The sequence below is a fragment of the Ravibacter arvi genome, assembly GCF_039540405.1.
GTDB lineage: Bacteria > Bacteroidota > Bacteroidia > Cytophagales > Spirosomataceae > Ravibacter > Ravibacter arvi.
In genome coordinates, this window is record NZ_BAABEY010000031.1 from 87,784 (window position 1) to 105,235 (window position 17,452).

Here is a 17,452-nt window from a genome sequence, read left to right on the forward strand (position 1 = left end):
TCCGTGCGTTTTGTTTCATTACCGGCCCGGTTTCGGGTATTCTCTGCAGATATACCGCTTCAACGGGGTTTATTCGGTGTCCGGAGGCATTTCTGAACATCTGGTCCCAGATTGAATGTCAAATAGAATGAATCGTTTGATTAATTGAACAGGAGGGTAATTTAGCGATTTTTCGGATGTATAGACAGTAAAATTGATTTTATATAAATAAAGCCGAAGGTCGGTTTGTTTGTTTTCAGGTTTTTATGTATTTTCGCGGCTCCAAATAAATAAAAAAAACAAAGTTCAACAATCATGTACGCAATCGTAGAGATAGCAGGTCAGCAATTTAAAGTAGAAAAGGGCCGCGAAATCTTCACGCACAGGCTTGAAGGTGACGTGGACGCTGCACTTGTTTTTGACAAGGTTCTTCTGACAGACGCAGAAGGTACTGTACAGATTGGTGCTCCGGTCGTTTCAGGCGCATCAGTTAAAGGTACAATCCTTGAGCACCTTAAAGGTGAAAAAGTAATCGTTTTCAAAAAGAAGCGTCGTAAAGGTTACAAAAAGAGAAACGGTCACCGCCAGTTCCTGACCAGGCTTCGCATCGACGAAATCGTTTTCTAATTGTACCGGTATTATAACGTATTAAACAGATCATATCATGGCACATAAGAAAGGTGTAGGTAGTTCCAAAAACGGTCGCGATTCCCAGAGTAAGCGTTTGGGGGTTAAGCTTTTCGGTGGTCAGCTGGCGAAAAGCGGTAGCATCATTGTACGTCAGAGAGGTACAAAACACAATCCCGGTAAGAATGTAGGGATTGGACGCGATCATACATTATTCGCTTTGACAGAAGGTCGTGTGGTTTTCCAGAAACGTTTCGGCGGGAAATCCTACGTGAACATCGAACCGGTTACTGCTGAGGCATAATCGGTCAACGACAATAAAAAACGCGGGTCAGTATTCACTGGCCCGCGTTTTTTATTGTACGGGGCTGGAACGTTGCAGTTTACTTTAATTCGAGCTTTCTCGTCATTCCGAGAAAAAAGTTTTTTTGCGAAAACACCTTGTAGCGGAGATGACAAATAGATGTTGTCAATGGAAGTCAACGGTAGCCGGAGGCTACCACCCGGACGGTCATCCTGAAGCGGAGCGCAGCGGAGTCGAAGGATCTCCTGTTGCAAGAAAAAAGCCCTCTGAAAGGGATTGGGTACGGGGACCGGGAGATCCCTCCACTGCGGTCGGGATGACCCTCCGGTTGGAGCGGCTTCAAACCTGTTGTTGTCAATGGTAGCGCATCTGCCGGATGGTCATCCTGAGCGGAGCGCAGCGGAGTCGAAGGATCTCCTGTTGGTACTAAAAAGCCCGCTGAAAGGGATTGGGTACTGGGAGCGGGAGATCCCTCCACTGCGGTCGGGATGACCGTCCGGTTGGAGCGGCACCAAACTTGTTGTTGTCAATGGTAGCGCATCTGCCGGATGGTCATCCTGAATGGAACGCAGTGGAACTGAAGGATCTCCTGTTGCTATAAAAAAGTCCTCTGAAAGGGATTGGGTACTGGGAGCGGGAGATCCCTCCACTGCGGTCGGGATGACCCTCCGGTTGGAGCGGCGCCAACCTGTTGTTGTCAATGGTAGCGCATCTGCCGGATGGTCATCCTGAGCGCAACGCAGTGGAGCCGAAGGATCTCCTGTTGCAAGAAAAAAGCTCTCTGAAAGGGATTGTGTACGGGGATAGGGAGATCCCTCCGCTGCGGTCGGGATGACCCTCCGGTTGGAGCGGCGCCAAACCTGCTGTTGTCAATGGTAGCGCATCTTACGGATGGTCACCCTGAATGGAACGCAGTGGAACTGAAGGATCTCCTGTTGCTATAAAAAAGTCCTCTGAAAGGGATTGGGTACGGGGACCGGGAGATCCCTCCACTGCGGTCGGGATGACCGTCCGGTTGGAGCGGCACCAAACTTGTTGTTGTCAATGGTAGCGCATCTGCCGGATGGTCATCCTGAATGGAACGCAGTGGAACTGAAGGATCTCCTGTTGGTACTAAAAAGCCCGTTGAAATGGATTTAGTGCAGGGAGCGGGAGATCCCTCGGCTCCACTGCGTTCCGCTCGGAATGACTCTCCGGTGGTATGCTCCCGTCGATTCTACGTCGATCACTCCCAGGCTAGAACCCTCATCATAGGTGTAATAATGACTGTCCGGCGGGTAACGGTGGGTGGCTGCCCGGACTATTCTTTCTGTCCGTATTTTTCTTTGTACTTCTCATACAGGCGTTTTTGCTTGTCGTCGAGGCTCACGTTTGCACCTCTGATGAAGGCCCGCTCCACAATGTTTGTTTTCATATCCAGGATATCGCCGCGCGTCACGACCAGCGTTGCGTGTTTTCCTACTTCCAGGGAGCCCACAAAACGGTCGATTCCTAATATTTTTGCCGGGAATAAGGTGACCAGTTTCAATGCTTCTTCCGGTTGCAGATGCTCGGAAAATCCCGCTGCCGTTCCCGCCTGGTAATTCAGGTTCCGGACGCGCCACCATTCAGCGGCGTAGCTCATTGCCACTTCTACGCCTGCAGCCAGTAATTTTCCGGGCAGGGCATAAGGATGAAACACTTCGTCATCCTGGTGGTCAGGCAGGCGATGAAGCTCGTTCAGTATGACGGGGATCTTGTTTTCAGAGAGAAAGTCAGCTACTTTATCAGCTTCATTTCCCCCAACAATGACAACTTTCGCCACCTTGTGACGTTGCGCAAACCTGACGGCTTCCACAATATCCTTTGCAAGCTGCGCCCGGATGTACAGGTTTGCGTTTCCTTCCAGCACCCCTTTCATCGCGTGGAGGCGGAGGTTGACCGGGTCGGGCGACGCCTGGCCTGCATAAGAAGAAGCGTCCAGGAAAAACTGCTCCAATTGATCAATTACCTGCTGACGCCCTTCGTTCCTTTTTAATGCGGAGGAGAAGTCGCTCTGGTTAAAGGTGCGGCTTACATACGGCGGCCAGTTCAGCCACACGCCGTCGTCCTGTCTTAATACAGCATCTTCCCAATTCCAGCCGTCGGTTTGAAAAACCGACGATGTACCTGAGATCAGGCCACCCGAAGGGGTTGCCTGGGCAATTAAAATGCCGGAGCTGCGGAGGGTTGGAATGACTTCAGAATCGGTATTGTAGGCGATGAGCGCTCTGACGTTAGGGTTAATCTCGCCTGTCTCGTTATAGTCAAGCGTTGCGCGGACAGAGGCAATCTCCTGCAGCCCCACAGTTGTGGCAGGAGCTATCGAGCCGGGATAAATGTGTTTCCCGGCCACATCGATGATTTCGGTATTGCGCTTGTCGAATGGGGTATCGATACCCCCGACAGCTTGAATAATCCCTTTGTCAAATACGATCACACCATTGACGATGGGTTTTCCTGAAACCGGGTGAATGGTAGCTCCAACCAGTGCAACCGGTTTTTCCTGTGGCCGTGGCGGCGCCGGGTTTTGCGCGAAAGCGCCGAAGCCGGCCAACAGGCAAAGTGACAGGCCGCGGAGAATTGTCGCAGCGGTAGAATGTGTCTGACTCATTTTCCTTTCAGGATTTCGTTCTTGGATGCTAGTGGTCATGGTGTTCGACGTGCGCGCCGATAATGTCTTCGCAATGCCACATTCTGGGCCGTACCGATTGCGGCGCCTGCGTAGCAGCACCCGCCGCTTTGGCATCGAGCGATTTTTGAATGAGCCGTGCTTTTTCCTGTGAAATATTTTTTTGCTTTTGAAGGTCGCCTTCGGTTGAGAAATAGACGCAGCCTTCGATAACGGTATAAACCGGTTGGGCATAGATCGACAGCGGGTGGTCGGTCCAGAGTACCAGATCCGCATCTTTGCCGACTTTAATGCTTCCGATGCGGTGGTCGAGCCTGAGCAGCCTGGCCGGGTTGAGAGTTACCATCTTGAGTGCATCAATTTCCGAGACTCCCCCGAATGCAATGGTTTTTGCCGCTTCCTGGTTGAGCCTCCGGGCCATTTCCGCGTCGTCGGAGTTGATGGCGACGGTGATCCCTTCTCTTGCCATAAGGGCCGCGTTGTAGGGAATTGCCTCTTTTACCTCCATTTTGTAGGCCCACCAATCGGCAAAGGCCGAACCGCCGATTTTCCGCTCCGCCATCTTGTCGGCGAGCTTGTAGCCTTCCAGGATGTGGGTAAAGGTGTTGATCCTGAATTTCAGCGAATCAGCCACGTGCATCAACATATTAATCTCCGACTGCACATAGGAATGACAGGTAATATGCCGTTCTCCCCGCAGGATCTCAGCCAGCGCTTCGAGCTCGAGGTCGCGCCGGGGAGCTTCCTTTTTGTTCCCGGCTTTGTTGTACGCTTTCCAGCTCTGATCATAGGCCCGCGCCCTGATAAAGTGGTCGTAATAGACCTGTTCCACTCCCATGCGCGTCTGCGGGTACCGGACGCGCGCCTGCTCGCCCCAATTGGATTGCTTGACGTTTTCTCCCAGGGCAAATTTGATGTAACGGGCTTCTGGCAAGAGTAGTTTGTCGGCCGATTCGCCCCATTTTAACTTGATGACAGCGCTTTGCCCGCCTATCGCGTTGGCAGATCCGTGAAGGAGCTGGCTGGTGGTGACACCGCCCGCGAGTTGCCGGTAAATATTGACGTCTTCCGGGTTGAGCGCGTCCGCCATTCTGACCTCTGCGGAGCTGGATTGAGAGCCTTCATTCACGCCGAACAGGGCAATGTGTGAGTGTTCATCCACCAGGCCCGGGGTCAGGTGCCTGCCGGTAGCATCAATTACCCGGGCGCCTTGGGGCGCAGTAATCTTTTTACCCACCTGCGTTATTTTTCCACCGCGTACCAGGACATCAGTTTCGGTAAGCTTACCGTCCGCTTCCATGGTCCACACCGTAGCATTTTTGAATAGAATGGTTTCCGCCCCGGGCAGGGTTTCCTGTCCCAGCCCGACAAACGGGTAGACCACGGCCCCGGTTTCAGGTTTTATTCCCGACGAGTCCTTTTTTTCGGTAAGCGATACAGGCGTGTCGGTTTTGCCGGCGGCCCACTGTACTTTTTCTCCGCCCGGGAGTTCTCCGCTTCCCCTTAAACGATTGCCTTCAAACCACCCGGTAAGCCTGGTACTTCCACCGCCTTTTTCGGTCTGAAAGGTAATGGTCAGTAGGTCGCCGATGGCAGACAACCGCGGTGTGACGGTCAGAGTGTCGTTCAAGCGCAATTTAAGCTCGGGTTTTGAGCGTGTACCACTTATGGCAAGCGTGCCTTTTTGTTGTCCGTTAATGCTGAAATCATAGGTGCCGGCCAGGTCAGGCTTGCCGGATGCCACGAGGTATCTTTTCCCCTGTATCCAGTTTTCGAGGAGTTCTGTCCCGTCCTCAAAAATATCGCCAGAAGTAACCAGGAAATTCGCTATCTGTCCCGTGGCCAGTGTTCCGACCGTTTTTTCGGCGCCGACCAGTTTTGCCGGAGTAGTGGTGAGTGCTTCCAAAGCCCGGGTTTTGGACAGCCCGTAGCGAACTGCCTTCCGGATATTGCCCAGGAAGTCACCGGCATTCTTCAGGCCGTTTGCCGTGAAGGCGAATTCAACGCCCGCTTTTTCCAGCGCCGCGGCATTTCCCGGCGCCATTTCCCAATGCTTCATTTCAGCCAGCGTGATTACCTCGGCATCCCAGGGATCGGCTACATCATAGGTTTCGGGGAAGTTGAGCGGGACGATAACCGGTACGTTGGCCGCTTTTATTTCAAGGATCCTTTGGTACTCGTCGCCGCCGCCCTTTATGATGTAGCGAATCCCGAATTCGTCACCTATTTTGTCGGCTCTTAGCAGGGCCCATTTGTTGTTGGCTTCAAAGATGGCCGGGAGCTTCCGGAGCCGGCCCATGGCTTCCAGGGAGAGGTTCTGCTCTTCCCGGCTGCCGCCGTTTTGGTACCACTCGGCATCGTAGTAGGTTTGCCGGAGAAGGGCAACCGCACCCATCACACTCGTCGGGTACTGTTGGCCCGAACTACCTTTGCTGAATGAAAAATGAGCCGATGCATCGGCCTTCAGGGTTGATAGTGTGGCTGCTTCCGCGGTTAGGGTGGTGAGGCTGCCGGTGCCCCTGACAATGCCGTCCTGGTAGTGGGTCAGTACCGTGCCGAAACCCGCGTTCCGGTACTCGGTAGCCTTTTCCTTATCAGGCGAGAAAAGCGCAGCGGCGCGTTCTTCCGAATGAACCGCCTGGTTCCACCCGAATACACCCTTTTTGCTGGAGTTTAGCTGCGGCCCGGATGAGCGCTCGGGCTGGCGGTTGGGGGGCATTCCATATGACGAGAACAGGTCGATAAAGGATGCATAGATGTGCTTGTTTTTTAGGTCATAAACGACCGTATTCTTCGGGACCGGCACATTTTTTCCAACGGCGGCAATCCTACCGTTTTCCACCAGCAGGGTAGCCTGGCTGATGGTGACGGAAGGAGAGGTGGCGATAGTGGCATTAATAAAGGCGTAATTTCCGGTTCGTTCGTCGTAAGGTCCGTTCCGGGGGAAAGTTTCCTGACCGGAAGCTTTTGGGCCGGAGAACAGCAGGCAAGCCAGGACAGCTTTGAGTAAAGATAACCTTTTGATCATAGGTTGAACAAGTTCGGTTTGCAAATTTTGCAGGCGCGTATCGGAACGAAAGTAACAATAAACCGGGCCCGGAGCAACAGTGAAAGCGCCTTCACAGGCGTTTTTCAGACCGTCGGTGAACCGGCCGGGAATTGGCAGTACGAATAAAATAGCGGTGCCGGGAAATTTCCGGTCGCTAAAAAGGCTTATTTTTGCATCAAAGCAAGTAGAGATGGCCGGTGTCCATCCGTACTCAAATGATATACGTTAGCAGAAAAGAGCATTTTAATGCAGCGCACCGACTTTACAATTCAAATTGGAGCGCAGAAAAAAACAGGGAAGTATTCGGGCCTTGCGCCAATCCTTACTATCACGGACACAATTTTGAACTTATCGTAACGGTAAAGGGCAATCCTGATCCGGAAACCGGGTTTGTCATCGATCTGAAAGTATTGGGCGATATTATCAAGACCGAGGTAGTAGATAAGGTGGATCATCGGAACCTGAATATCGATGTCGATTTTATGCAGGGGAAAATGGCGTCCTGTGAAATTTTCGTAGTGGAAATATGGAAACTGCTGGAGCCGGCATTGAAACAGATCGCGCCTGCTGCCAGGCTGCACTATATCAAGCTGATCGAAACTCCTAAAAATTTCGTCGAGTATTACGGTGAAGGTGTGAGCAGTGAGGCGTGAGGTATGAGCCTTCTATCCTAATACCTCATACCTCATGCCTCAAACCTCACCCCTCACACCTTGAGATGAAGTACTATCTGATTGCAGGAGAAAGGTCCGGAGATCTTCATGGATCCAATCTCATCAAGGGAATTCTGGAAAAAGACCCGGACGCGCAGTTAAGGGGCTGGGGAGGAGATCTGATGGCGGCGGAAGGCCTTGAGCTGGTCAAGCACTATCGGGATACTGCTTTTATGGGCTTCCTGGAGGTAGCCCGGAACATCTTTACAATCAGGGAACTGCTTGCGCTTTGTAAGGAGGACCTGCTGTCTTATCGCCCCGATGCGCTGATCCTGATCGATTATGCGGGTTTTAACCTGAGGATCGCTTCTTTCGCCAGGCAGCACGGAATCCGGGTGCTTTATTATATTTCTCCGAAGGTATGGGCCTGGAACGAAAAACGTGCATTCCACATCAGGAAAGTGGTGGACCGGATGTATGTTATTTTCCCGTTCGAGGTTGATTTTTACAAGCGCTTCGGCTATGAGGTGGAGTATGTTGGAAATCCGTTGATGGATGCGATTGCCGCGTTTCGGCCGAACCCCGACTTCCGTTCCCTGAACGGACTGTCCGGGAAGCCGGTCGTTGCCCTGCTGCCGGGCAGCAGGCGCCAGGAAATTGAAGGTATGCTGAAGACCATGGTGGCAGTGCAGGCGGATTTTCCGGAGCATCAGTTCGTGATTGCCGCTGTCAATAGCCTTGATAAACAGTTGTATGAGCCGTTTGCCAATCTGCCCGGTATCACGATTGTTTTCGACCAGGCCTATGACGTTCTGCACGTTGCGGAAGCTGCTTTGGTGACATCCGGAACGGCAACGTTGGAAACAGCCTTATTAAAAGTTCCTGAGGTAGTTTGCTACAGGACCAGCGGTATTTCTTACTGGGTGGCCAAGCGGCTGATCAAAGTGAAGTTCATTTCGCTGGCTAACCTCATTGCCGGCCGGGAAATCGTGCGTGAGCTGATTCAGCATGAGCTTACCCCGCAAAAAGTATCGGATGAGCTGCGCCGCATACTCCCCGGTGGACCTGAGCGGAAGCGGCTTCTGGAAGACTACGAAGAGTTGGCCGGGCTGGTGGGACCTGCAGGGGCATCGCGCAAAGCCGGCAGCAGCATGGTAAACTGGGTAAGGGAAAATAACCCCGGAATGCAAATCTAGGAGAAACGTCCGAGAGGTTTCCCGGTGGTCGGTTCCCGGTACAGAAAGCCGTACAACAGTATGCCTGCCAGCGCACCTGTGGCGTCAGCCGCGAGGTCCAGCCATTCAAAAGAACGTCCCATTTTCATAGCCTCCTGGAGGAACTCGATGAGCAACCCGAGCCCGATACCGGTTAGCAGGATAATAGCCCGCCGCCGGCGGTAGTGGCCTGTCCAGGTGAAAGACCAGATGGTAAAGATTCCCGCATGGACGATCTTGTCGAAAAAAGGAATGACAGGAGTGCGCGGTATGCCGCTTGAGGGCACGAGGCAGAGAATGAGAATGATGGCCGACCAAAGCAGCCCGACCCAGCGGTGTGCGGCCAGAAAAAGCCTCAGACTATCGAGTAAACGTACAATCATTTCTTTCACGGAACAGGCGGCGGCGGACCAATTTCGAGCTCTTCGGCAGGCGGTGCTGAAGTTGCCGTAGAATCGGTCATCTCTTCCGGTTCTTCCTCGTAAAGGCAGCTTTTGTAGTCTTTGGTCACCTTGAACGAAGGGGTAGGGAAGGGGCCGGGTTCAATTCCCGTTGTTTTGTCTTTATAGGTTTTTTCGAGAAAACGCCCTACGATAGGGAGCGCTGTTTTGGCGCCTTCGCCCAGTTGCGTAGTACGAAAATGGATGCTTCGGTCCTCACCGCCCACCCATGCGCCGGTGACCAGGTCGCGGGTAATGGAGATGTACCAGCCGTCGGAGTTGTTGGAAGTGGTGCCGGTTTTTCCACCGATTTCATTCCGGTTGCGAAATACATCAAACCCCCAAAGCCCGCGCGAAGTTCCCCCGGGCTCTTCTACGCCGCCTTTCAGCATGTGGATCATGAGAAAGGCTGATTCGGGCCGGATGGCCTCGTGTGAATCCGGTATAAATTCGTGAAGCACGTTGCCGGACCGGTCTTCAATGCGCATAACAAGAGTGGGCGTTGTGTACCGGCCCTGGTTGACAAAAGTGCTGTATGCTCCGACCATTTCATACAGTGATACGTCGCTCGTTCCGAGCCCGATGGAGGGAACCGCATCCAGCTTGCTCTTAATACCCAGCTTTTTGGCATACCTGATTACATTTTGAGGCCCCACCTTGTCGGTCAGTGCGGCTGCGACGGAATTAACCGATTGCGCCATGGCGCGCCGCAGCGTCAGGTTGGCGTAGGAAAAGTAGCCGTTGGAATTGCGTGGCCGCCAGAATTTTTTCTTGCCATCCGCGTCCGGTTCGACTTCCTTCTGGAAAGGCTGGTCCACTACGCGGTCACAGGGACTCATGTTGAAGGTAGTATCATCAATGGCCGTGGTATAGACAATGGGCTTGAAGGTAGACCCTGGCTGGCGCTTGCTTTGCCTGACGTGGTCGTACTTGAAAAATTCGTGGTTCATGCCGCCGACCCAGGCTTTGACATGACCGGTATACGGATTCATAGACATGATGCCCGCCCGCAGGATACGCTTATAGTAGGCAAGCGAGTCCATTGGACTCCAGAATTCTCTTTTCTTTTCCCCGGTCCGCCAGTCGTAGACCGTCATGGTATCTTTCTTATTGAGGTAGACCAGGATCGAGTCCTGTTGCGTTCCGAAACGTTTCTGAAGAGCTGCATACCGCCTGGTCCTTTTCATCGCGTCCAGCAGGAAATTCTCAATTTCTTTTCCTTCATCATCGACCCACGGGTTGCGGCCGCTCCAGTGCTCGTCGAATACCCGTTGCAGGAAACGCATCCGCTCCACCATGGCTTCTTCTGCGTAGGCCTGGAGGCGGGAGTCTATAGTAGTCGTAATCCTTAATCCATCTGTGTAGAGGTCGTAATCGTGTTCCCGGCACCATTTTTCGACTTCTTTGATCACATTAGGCATAAAATAGCTGGCGTAGGAGTCGTCGTAGGCCAGTTCAAAATTCGGTTTGAGCTGTAGCGGCAGCTGCACGAGAGAATCCAGCTCTTTTTCGGAAATGAAATTGTATTTCACCATTTGCGACAGCACAACGTCCCTTCTTTCTTTGGACCGTTTCGGGTTGCGAAGCGGGTTATAAGTGGTGGTTGCTTTTTGCAGACCGACCAGGACGGCAGCTTCTTCCAGGGTCAGGTCGGCAGGCTCCTTGCCGAAATAGGTTTTGGATGCTGTCTTGATGCCGTAGGTATTCTGACCGTAATCGACCGTATTGAGATAAAGCGTAATAATTTCTTCTTTGGTAAAGTTACGCTCCAGCTTGATCGCTGTGAGCCATTCTTTGGTTTTGTAAACAACCGTGGAAATGCCCGGTATCCGGCCGAGCAGGCCTCTTCCTTCCTGCCGCCTGGTACGAAAGAGCTTCTTGGCGAGCTGTTGTGTGAGCGTGCTCCCGCCCCCGCGTTCCGATGTTCCCGAAAGCAGTGAAACCATGACCGATCCCATCGCCCGCGGGTCAATCCCTGAATGGGCATGGAAGCGGACATCTTCGGTTGCGATCAGCGCTTTTATCAGGCCCGGCGATAATTCTTCGTAAGTGACGGGCGTCCTGTTTTCGGTATAGAACTTTCGCAGTAATACACCGTCAGCCGTGTAGATTTCGGAAGATTGAGCAACTTTCGGGTTTTGAAGATCTTCAATGCTGGGCATGCTCCCCATTAACCAGAGAAAGTTGGTTTCGACGCAAAAGAGGTAAACAATGAATAGAAGAAAAGTTCCGATCGCGATTTGCCATATGCGGATGACCGGCCGGAAAAACCTGGAATCTTTATCAAAAAGCGAATCAAACCGGTTGGAAACGTCTTGCCATAAACGCACAGCGCGGTTTTTCAGGGGCTCGTACCGGTTTCCCAGGAGCAGTTTCAGCGTCTTTTTAATTCCTTCAAACAGCTTGTGTTTCAGGTAGGTAAAAGCTTTCGACAGTAAGTTTTTTAACAGGCTCCAATAGGCGTAAAGACGCTCCATAATCACAGTGTTGAAGGCGATTTTTTCACAGTTTGTCGACGAAATCCGGTTACAAATAACGCTAGGAAAACGCTAAAAGACAGATTTCCGTATGTAAAACTTCAAGGCCCCGGCCGAAAATTATCTCGATCTGAACAATCGTCTGAAAAAACGCTCTTTTGGCGGCCAGCAGGGAATTTCATCCGTTAATGGTCTTTGGTAAATTCCCATGGAAAGGCCCGCGTAAAACGAAAGTGCTTTCGGCTTCCCGATGTTGAACAGTCCTCCTAAATGATCGGTTCCCAGCCATAGCGGCCCGGCGCGGCCGGCCAACCCGATTCCTAAGGAACGATAGTGGTTCATCAATGAAACAGGGAGTGAAATTTCAAACCACCGATGTTCGTAACGGGGTACAACCGAGAGCAGCGATTCTTGCCTCATATTGCCGGAACGGGCTTTTGTGAGCGGGGTAACCAGCATCGCATTGACAAAGATGTTGTCGGTATATCGGTAGTCAATGCTGGCCTGAAATGCCATTGGCATCAGCGTTCTTGCCTTCGATGGGACTGCGGCCGGTAAGCCGAGATTGTTTTCGAGCGCCTGGTAAAAGTTGTCAAAACCTCGCCACGGATTGAAGCTTCCATAATCGAGGTTCCCGGCTACATTGCTTGCCGACTGCGCATAATTGTAGTAGCTGTTGTGAAAGTTGAGGAAGCCGGCATCTGTAATTGAAGCGGCGATCCGGTAAAGGTATTTGTTTACGCTCGGGTCTCTCCGGGGCGAGTCGGCCGGGCCGGAGAAGTTCCGGTACCGCTGAATGTTCGGGCGGTATTCGTATACGGCGCCTATGTCCAGCGCCCAGCCGCTGCCGGGAGCGGACTTGCCGAGCAGCCACCATTCCGGATTTAGCGAACTGCTCCTGATGCCGTCGTCAGTGGTGTAGCGCGTATCGCCATCCAGCGATGACACGGCAGTCATGTACCGTAGATTTCCGTAAGCCGGATCGGGAACGAGCTCGTAATCTGCCTTTTGTATGTTGATATGGTTTTGGGAAAGCCCGATCACCCGTTTAACCGTCACGCCGAATTTTAGAAAATCGGTTTCGGCGTCGTACACCACTGCACCGAATGTCAGCGAATATTCCCCGAAAATATTGGCTGCAAGTTTCCCGCTTTGGTTGCGGAACATTTGTTTGTGCAGGGTCGTGTCCTGTGTACTGCCCCGTATCAGTTGAGCCAGCGGCTCAGTCGTCTGGCTCAGGTGAAGGAGCGTCCTGGCGCGGGTGTTGAAGCCCAGCCCCATTTTCCCTTTTTTGAGGGAGATCATAAGTGATGGCAGGCGCACATCCAGGCCGGTGTTCAGGTATTTCAGGTTGCCGTTGAGCTTCTGGTCGAGGTACTTCCTGGGAAAAACCAGCTTTCCCTGGTCGTTCCGGTACTGGTCTCCAGTTGAATTGGTTACGAATGAGGCGAAAGAATAGGGGGCATCCCATTTGACATGGTTGTTCCCTACGTAATAGTTCAGCCCTACGAGATTCCCGAATACGGAATAACGGGAATCGGCAACAAAGGCCGGATTATGGTACAGGGAATTGGTGCCGGCATAATTTCCGGGTGCAATACCCTGTAAGTGCTGGGCTAACCCTTTTGACGCCGTAAACAGCAGGATAAGGATGCCCCATAAAAAAAGACGGACCATAGTCTATCCGGTGAACGAGTCAATCTGAACGGTCAAAAGTAACTAATTACTTCCGTTAAATTTACCGGAGGAAGAAACAATTTTAGCTTGTCCTTGCCGACGAAAATGCCCTAATCGGAGCTCTGTCAAAGCTTTTTGGTAGGATCTGTTTGCAAAAACGACAAAAGGCTATATATTGTTTTTTGTAATTCGATATTTCAAATACCTATGCCCATGACAGAAAGGTTTTCATTCTCGGCTTATAGCCTTGAGGGGTTTTATGACGAGATGTTTGACGAGTCCGGAGAATTGCGCGAAGGATACGGTTATTTGAAGCGGGCTTTTGAAAATCTTTCCGCAGGCGACCTGGCCAACCGTCACCTGGCTGCGGAGCGGGCAATGCTGGCGATGGGCATTACCTTTAATGTTTACTCGGAGGGACAGGGGACGGAGCGCACGATGCCCTTCGATATTGTGCCGAGGATATTGACAGGTAGTGAATGGAAGCACCTTGAACGGGGGCTTGTTCAGCGTACGGAAGCCCTGAATCTTTTTTTGCAGGACATTTACAACGACCAGAAAATACTGAAGGACAAGGTGATCCCGCGTGAAGTGATTGAGTCGAGCAAGTCGTTTCTCAGGCCCTGTCTGGGGCTGACGCCGCCCGGCGGAATCTGGTGCCACATTACGGGTACTGATCTTATCAGGGCTGACAATGGTGAAATGCTGGTGCTGGAGGATAATCTCCGGTGCCCGTCGGGTGTTTCCTATATGCTGGAAAACAGGGAGTTGTCCAAGCAGTTGTTCCCGGAAGTGCTGGCCAGGACGGGGGTGCAGCCGGTGTCGGATTATCCGGCGCGACTGCTTTCCATGCTGGAGCGGCTGTCGGTCCGGCCGGAACCGACGGTGGCGGTCCTTACACCCGGAATTTACAATTCAGCCTATTTCGAACATTCCTACCTGGCGCAGCAAATGGGTGTGGAGCTGGTGGATTCGCGGGACCTGGTAGTGGACGACGGGTACGTAAAAATGCGAACCACCCGGGGATTTGAAGTGGTCGATGTAATTTACCGAAGGATTGACGATACTTTCCTGGACCCGCAGGCCTTTAACCCGGACTCGCTTCTGGGAATTCCGGGTATTTTTGAGGTCTACCGAAAGGGCCGGGTGGCACTTGCCAATGCCCCGGGTACTGGCGTCGCCGATGACAAGGTTGTGTATGCCTACGTGCCCCAAATGATCAGGTACTACCTGGGCCAGGACCCGGTGATCGGAAATGTGCCGACGTACATCTGCGGTGAAGCAGAAGACCGGAAATATGTCCTCGATCATATTGACGAACTGGTCGTCAAGGAGGCCAATGAAGCCGGGGGCTATGGCATGATGATCGGTCCGAAGGCCACCAGGCGGGAACATGCCCTCTTCAGGAGGCGGATAAAGGACAATCCGCGCAATTACATCGCCCAGCCTACAATTTCGTTGTCGCGTGTGCCGTGCTTTTTTAATGAAGGCGCCGAGGGGCGTCATGTTGATTTCCGCCCCTATATTCTTTACGGGGACCGCATTCACGTAATTCCCGGCGGGCTTACGCGGGTTGCACTCAGAAAAGGTTCCCTGGTGGTGAATTCGTCACAAGGCGGCGGGGGAAAAGACACCTGGGTGCTGTATTGATGCCGGAAATTGGTTAGTTTTGGGAATTACGTCACAGGCCGGGGACGCGGCCTCTTTTGTATTTTCCTTATTTTTTATGCTTGGTTTATTTAAAAAGACAGCTTTTTGGGAAGGCATTTCCTATTTACTCCTCCTCTTTATAGCAATGCCGCTGAAGTATTTTTTCGAGATGCCCGCCGCAGTCCGCTATGTGGGAATGGCGCATGGCGTTTTGTTTATTGCCTATGTGATCCTGTTGGTTTGGAACTGGTCGGAGCGGAACTGGTCTTTCGCGAAGGTGGCCGGATACTTCCTGGCATCCCTACTTCCGTTTGCTACTTTTTGGGTTGAAAAGCAGGTAGCCCTGGAAGAGGCCTCGCTGAGGTCCTGACGGCAGCTATTCGCGGACTGCAGCACGTCTCAGCCGGTCGTTGACCGCCCGGCCCAGCCCTGTTTCCGGAAGCAGTTCGGCTACTATGACTGCCGCCGGCGATGCATCCAGTTGCCTGATAAAATCAAACAGGTTTTTGGCTGCTTCCCGAAGGTCCGCCTTTCGCGACAGCACAAGCTGACGGGTTTCCGGAATGCCGGGCAGATAATCAGAAAAACGCAGGTAGACGGCTTCATTTCGGTGATCTGAAGGGCCGTCGGCTATCAATAGCGGCTTACGCGGCGAATAGTGACTTTTCAGCATCCCGGGCGCGAGTGGGTTGGAAGAGGAGTGTGACTGGACCAAAACCGGGCCGATGGTAGCTTCAATTTCTTCTGCAGGGACGCCGCCCAGCCGGTAAACGGTCGGCAGGCTTCCCTCCGGGAAACCAATAATAGTTGATTCGACGCCCACTTCGCAATCGCCTCCTTCTATTATATAGGGGATACGTCCCTCGAGCTGCGCTTTTACATGCAGAGCGCGGGTCGGGCTTACCTGTCCGAACAGATTGGCGCTGGGTGCGGCAAGCGGGAATTCCAGCATTTTCAACAAGGCAGCGGCAACCGGATGCGAAGGGACCCGGATTGCAACGGTGTCCAGCCCCGAGGTAACCAGGGCGGGAATGACTTCCTGTTTGGGTAAAAGCAGGGTAAGCGGGCCCGGCCAGAACACGGATGCCAGCTTTAGCGCTGTTTCGGGAATCTTATCTGCATATTTCTCAAGCGAGGCGGCAGACGGTATATGGACAATGAGCGGGTCAAAGCTGGGGCGCTGCTTGGCTTCGAAAACTTTGGCAACGGCATCCGGGTTGAGCGCATTCGCGGCCAGGCCATAGACGGTTTCAGTCGGGATTGCTACCAGCTCTCCCGCCTGCAGAAGTCGCGCAGCCTCGCTCAGATCATATCCAATTGTTGTATCCAATTAATAATTTGAATTAGTGGATGTAGCAGAACTTCCGGTAGGAATGAACCGGATCTGATGCAAATTTATATAAAAAAAGGCATTTAGGGATGTGGTTATGTAAGGGTTTCCGATGTAATAGATAGTATTATTTTGATAACCGACATTTTAATCATCCTGTTTAGTTAATATCTTTGCGGAGTTTCTGACTGCTCAGAAAATCTATCACCAATCAGCTATTCTAAATGACGGCAAAACAAAATTTAGTTGAATTAATTTCGAAGGGAGTTCAGGCCGCGCGGACGTCGGGGGCAACCGTAGATGAGGTATTCCAGGATGCGTCGGCAAAGACCGGGAAAAATGAATTTTTGTTTTTTATCAAGCCCGAAGTGCTTGACGCCGAAGGTGGCGTTAAGGTGAACGAGGTGTTGTCACTCATTTTGGAGAAAATAGAGGCATTCGGCCTTAATATTCACCAGGTGAAGGTACTGTCTGCCGATTACCTGGAAGCAAATAATATAATAGCACAGCATTACGGCGTGATCAACAGCATTGCGAAAAATGCGGTGCAGAACATGTCGGAGGGGGCGCGGGAGAAATTTGCCCAGCTGTATGGCAGCCCGGTGACTGAGCTGAAAGTATTGGGCGGGTTGGAAGTGCTGGAGCAATATCCGCATTTCGACGCCTTTTCTCTGGATTATATCTGGCAGAACCTTGAGAATAAAAAGTTGGCCGGCGGAACCTACGCGGAGGTAGTGAAGGTCGACAACGAAACTCTCTACGTAATAAACGGTTTTCATCCGCGTCAGCTCAGACATTTCACCGAAAAAGGCCGCAGCATTGTGGTGATGACCCTTTCCGGCGACCTGGATTGGAAAACTGCGCGGAATGGTTTTATCGGTGCTACCAATCCTGCTAGTGCTGCTTCAGGGAGCATCCGGAGAACTTTGCTGGACGAAAAAGAAGCTTTGGGCCTCGCTGAAGTCGGGCAGGGGACCAACGGTGTACACCTTTCAGCAGGTCCTGTAGAAGCGCTGGTAGAATTACGCCGTTATAATTCGGACTTTACGGTAGCCGGCGGCGAGAAGAAATTCTCGGATTTCAGCTTTGGAAAGAAACTCGAAGCGGAACTTGGCGATAAAATCAACGATATCACGTCTAACGTCAACGTGGTGGTAGACGGCAAAAGCACTTCTATTTTTGATCTGACAGAAGAAAAGAATAGTGATGAAGCGATTGAACTTTTGAAGGGCTTGTCGTTTTAAGGGGAGGTCGGAAGTCGGAACTCAGAAATCGGAAGTCGGCCCGTTGTTTTAGCGGGAAATTCCAAAAGCGGGCATAAAAAAAGGAGGCGTTTCGGGCAGTCGTGGTCGGAAGATTTTTTCTTCCGACTTTTTCATTTTTCAGATATTCAATATTATTA

At 52.0% G+C, this 17,452-nt stretch carries 18 protein-coding genes; 12 read left to right on the forward strand and 6 right to left on the reverse strand.

What is annotated here, in order from left to right; genetic code table 11:
* The first annotated feature begins 294 nt into the window (after positions 1 to 294).
* The 7 genes from rplU (at position 295) to ABD852_RS18065 (ending at position 1,961) form a co-directional block, all read left to right on the forward strand.
* Positions 295 to 606: a 50S ribosomal protein L21 gene (rplU, locus tag ABD852_RS18035; RefSeq protein WP_345031439.1), complete on the forward strand. Its 312-nt coding sequence runs from the start codon at positions 295 to 297 to the stop codon at positions 604 to 606.
* Between the two features lie 37 nt (positions 607 to 643).
* Positions 644 to 910: a 50S ribosomal protein L27 gene (rpmA, locus tag ABD852_RS18040; protein ID WP_345031441.1), complete on the forward strand. Its 267-nt coding sequence runs from the start codon at positions 644 to 646 to the stop codon at positions 908 to 910.
* A gap of 148 nt (positions 911 to 1,058) precedes the next feature.
* Positions 1,059 to 1,274: a hypothetical protein gene (locus ABD852_RS18045; protein WP_345031443.1), complete on the forward strand. Its 216-nt coding sequence runs from the start codon at positions 1,059 to 1,061 to the stop codon at positions 1,272 to 1,274.
* Positions 1,268 to 1,402, forward strand: coding sequence for a hypothetical protein (locus tag ABD852_RS18050; RefSeq protein WP_345031445.1), 135 nt, complete (start codon positions 1,268 to 1,270; stop codon positions 1,400 to 1,402). The genes ABD852_RS18045 and ABD852_RS18050 overlap by 7 nt, the downstream gene beginning before the upstream one ends.
* Positions 1,403 to 1,471: 69 nt before the next feature.
* The gene (locus ABD852_RS18055; protein WP_345031447.1) at positions 1,472 to 1,642 is read left to right on the forward strand and encodes a hypothetical protein; all 171 of its coding nucleotides are present in this window, start codon (positions 1,472 to 1,474) and stop codon (positions 1,640 to 1,642) included.
* Entirely contained in the window at positions 1,611 to 1,745 is a 135-nt protein-coding gene (locus ABD852_RS18060) for a hypothetical protein (protein WP_345031449.1), read from the forward strand. Before ABD852_RS18055 ends, ABD852_RS18060 begins: the two co-directional genes overlap by 32 nt.
* Positions 1,746 to 1,814: 69 nt before the next feature.
* Complete coding sequence (locus tag ABD852_RS18065; protein ID WP_345031451.1) at positions 1,815 to 1,961, forward strand: hypothetical protein; 147 nt, start codon at positions 1,815 to 1,817, stop codon at positions 1,959 to 1,961.
* A 249-nt stretch (positions 1,962 to 2,210) separates the two neighbouring features.
* Here the strand turns inward: ABD852_RS18065 and ABD852_RS18070 are convergent, their stop codons facing one another.
* On the reverse strand, positions 2,211 to 3,542 hold the full coding sequence (locus ABD852_RS18070) for an amidohydrolase family protein (protein ID WP_345031453.1): 1,332 nt from the start codon (positions 3,540 to 3,542) through the stop codon (positions 2,211 to 2,213).
* Between the two features lie 28 nt (positions 3,543 to 3,570).
* The gene (locus ABD852_RS18075) at positions 3,571 to 6,588 is read right to left on the reverse strand and encodes an amidohydrolase family protein (RefSeq protein WP_345031456.1); all 3,018 of its coding nucleotides are present in this window, start codon (positions 6,586 to 6,588) and stop codon (positions 3,571 to 3,573) included.
* Positions 6,589 to 6,824: 236 nt separating this feature from the next.
* Here ABD852_RS18075 and ABD852_RS18080 point away from each other — a divergent pair, with 236 nt between their 5' ends.
* A complete protein-coding gene (locus ABD852_RS18080) occupies positions 6,825 to 7,262 on the forward strand; it encodes a 6-pyruvoyl trahydropterin synthase family protein (protein ID WP_345031459.1) in 438 nt (145 codons plus the stop codon).
* Positions 7,263 to 7,327: 65 nt separating this feature from the next.
* On the forward strand, positions 7,328 to 8,458 hold the full coding sequence (gene lpxB, locus ABD852_RS18085; RefSeq protein ID WP_345031461.1) for a lipid-A-disaccharide synthase: 1,131 nt from the start codon (positions 7,328 to 7,330) through the stop codon (positions 8,456 to 8,458).
* On the opposite strand, the gene ABD852_RS18090 is transcribed toward lpxB, so the two are convergent.
* The 3 genes from ABD852_RS18090 to ABD852_RS18100 form a co-directional block, all read right to left on the reverse strand.
* Positions 8,455 to 8,859: a VanZ family protein gene (locus ABD852_RS18090; protein WP_345031463.1), complete on the reverse strand. Its 405-nt coding sequence runs from the start codon at positions 8,857 to 8,859 to the stop codon at positions 8,455 to 8,457. The two genes, lpxB and ABD852_RS18090, sit on opposite strands and share 4 nt — an antisense overlap.
* Before the next feature lie 5 nt (positions 8,860 to 8,864).
* A complete protein-coding gene (locus ABD852_RS18095; protein WP_345031466.1) occupies positions 8,865 to 11,393 on the reverse strand; it encodes a penicillin-binding protein 1A in 2,529 nt (842 codons plus the stop codon).
* 120 nt (positions 11,394 to 11,513) lie between these two features.
* Positions 11,514 to 13,070: a DUF5723 family protein gene (locus tag ABD852_RS18100; RefSeq protein ID WP_345031468.1), complete on the reverse strand. Its 1,557-nt coding sequence runs from the start codon at positions 13,068 to 13,070 to the stop codon at positions 11,514 to 11,516.
* A gap of 213 nt (positions 13,071 to 13,283) precedes the next feature.
* Here ABD852_RS18100 and ABD852_RS18105 point away from each other — a divergent pair, with 213 nt between their 5' ends.
* Together ABD852_RS18105 and ABD852_RS18110 are read left to right on the forward strand one after the other, a co-directional pair.
* On the forward strand, positions 13,284 to 14,720 hold the full coding sequence (locus tag ABD852_RS18105) for a circularly permuted type 2 ATP-grasp protein (RefSeq protein ID WP_345031470.1): 1,437 nt from the start codon (positions 13,284 to 13,286) through the stop codon (positions 14,718 to 14,720).
* A gap of 76 nt (positions 14,721 to 14,796) precedes the next feature.
* A complete protein-coding gene (locus ABD852_RS18110) occupies positions 14,797 to 15,090 on the forward strand; it encodes a DUF3817 domain-containing protein (RefSeq protein WP_345031472.1) in 294 nt (97 codons plus the stop codon).
* A 6-nt stretch (positions 15,091 to 15,096) separates the two neighbouring features.
* On the opposite strand, the gene ABD852_RS18115 is transcribed toward ABD852_RS18110, so the two are convergent.
* A complete protein-coding gene (locus tag ABD852_RS18115; RefSeq protein WP_345031474.1) occupies positions 15,097 to 16,050 on the reverse strand; it encodes an L-threonylcarbamoyladenylate synthase in 954 nt (317 codons plus the stop codon).
* Between the two features lie 224 nt (positions 16,051 to 16,274).
* Here ABD852_RS18115 and ABD852_RS18120 point away from each other — a divergent pair, with 224 nt between their 5' ends.
* On the forward strand, positions 16,275 to 17,294 hold the full coding sequence (locus ABD852_RS18120; RefSeq protein WP_345031475.1) for a hypothetical protein: 1,020 nt from the start codon (positions 16,275 to 16,277) through the stop codon (positions 17,292 to 17,294).
* Positions 17,295 to 17,452 lie beyond the last annotated feature (158 nt).

Bases quoted from the DNA above. Each gene is read 5' to 3' on its own strand.
- ABD852_RS18090 (WP_345031463.1), bottom strand. From the start codon at position 8,859: ATGATTGTACGTTTACTCGATAGTCTGAGGCTTTTTCTGGCCGCACAC.
- ABD852_RS18100 (WP_345031468.1), bottom strand. From the start codon at position 13,070: ATGGTCCGTCTTTTTTTATGGGGCATCCTTATCCTGCTGTTTACGGCG.
- ABD852_RS18075 (WP_345031456.1), bottom strand. From the start codon at position 6,588: ATGATCAAAAGGTTATCTTTACTCAAAGCTGTCCTGGCTTGCCTGCTG.
- ABD852_RS18120 (WP_345031475.1), top strand. From the start codon at position 16,275: ATGACGGCAAAACAAAATTTAGTTGAATTAATTTCGAAGGGAGTTCAG.
- lpxB (WP_345031461.1), top strand. From the start codon at position 7,328: ATGAAGTACTATCTGATTGCAGGAGAAAGGTCCGGAGATCTTCATGGA.
- rpmA (WP_345031441.1), top strand. From the start codon at position 644: ATGGCACATAAGAAAGGTGTAGGTAGTTCCAAAAACGGTCGCGATTCC.
- ABD852_RS18060 (WP_345031449.1), top strand. From the start codon at position 1,611: ATGGTAGCGCATCTGCCGGATGGTCATCCTGAGCGCAACGCAGTGGAG.
- ABD852_RS18045 (WP_345031443.1), top strand. From the start codon at position 1,059: ATGACAAATAGATGTTGTCAATGGAAGTCAACGGTAGCCGGAGGCTAC.
- ABD852_RS18065 (WP_345031451.1), top strand. From the start codon at position 1,815: ATGGAACGCAGTGGAACTGAAGGATCTCCTGTTGCTATAAAAAAGTCC.
- ABD852_RS18070 (WP_345031453.1), bottom strand. From the start codon at position 3,542: ATGAGTCAGACACATTCTACCGCTGCGACAATTCTCCGCGGCCTGTCA.
- rplU (WP_345031439.1), top strand. From the start codon at position 295: ATGTACGCAATCGTAGAGATAGCAGGTCAGCAATTTAAAGTAGAAAAG.
- ABD852_RS18055 (WP_345031447.1), top strand. From the start codon at position 1,472: ATGGAACGCAGTGGAACTGAAGGATCTCCTGTTGCTATAAAAAAGTCC.
- ABD852_RS18050 (WP_345031445.1), top strand. From the start codon at position 1,268: ATGGTAGCGCATCTGCCGGATGGTCATCCTGAGCGGAGCGCAGCGGAG.
- ABD852_RS18110 (WP_345031472.1), top strand. From the start codon at position 14,797: ATGCTTGGTTTATTTAAAAAGACAGCTTTTTGGGAAGGCATTTCCTAT.
- ABD852_RS18105 (WP_345031470.1), top strand. From the start codon at position 13,284: ATGACAGAAAGGTTTTCATTCTCGGCTTATAGCCTTGAGGGGTTTTAT.
- ABD852_RS18080 (WP_345031459.1), top strand. From the start codon at position 6,825: ATGATATACGTTAGCAGAAAAGAGCATTTTAATGCAGCGCACCGACTT.
- ABD852_RS18095 (WP_345031466.1), bottom strand. From the start codon at position 11,393: ATGGAGCGTCTTTACGCCTATTGGAGCCTGTTAAAAAACTTACTGTCG.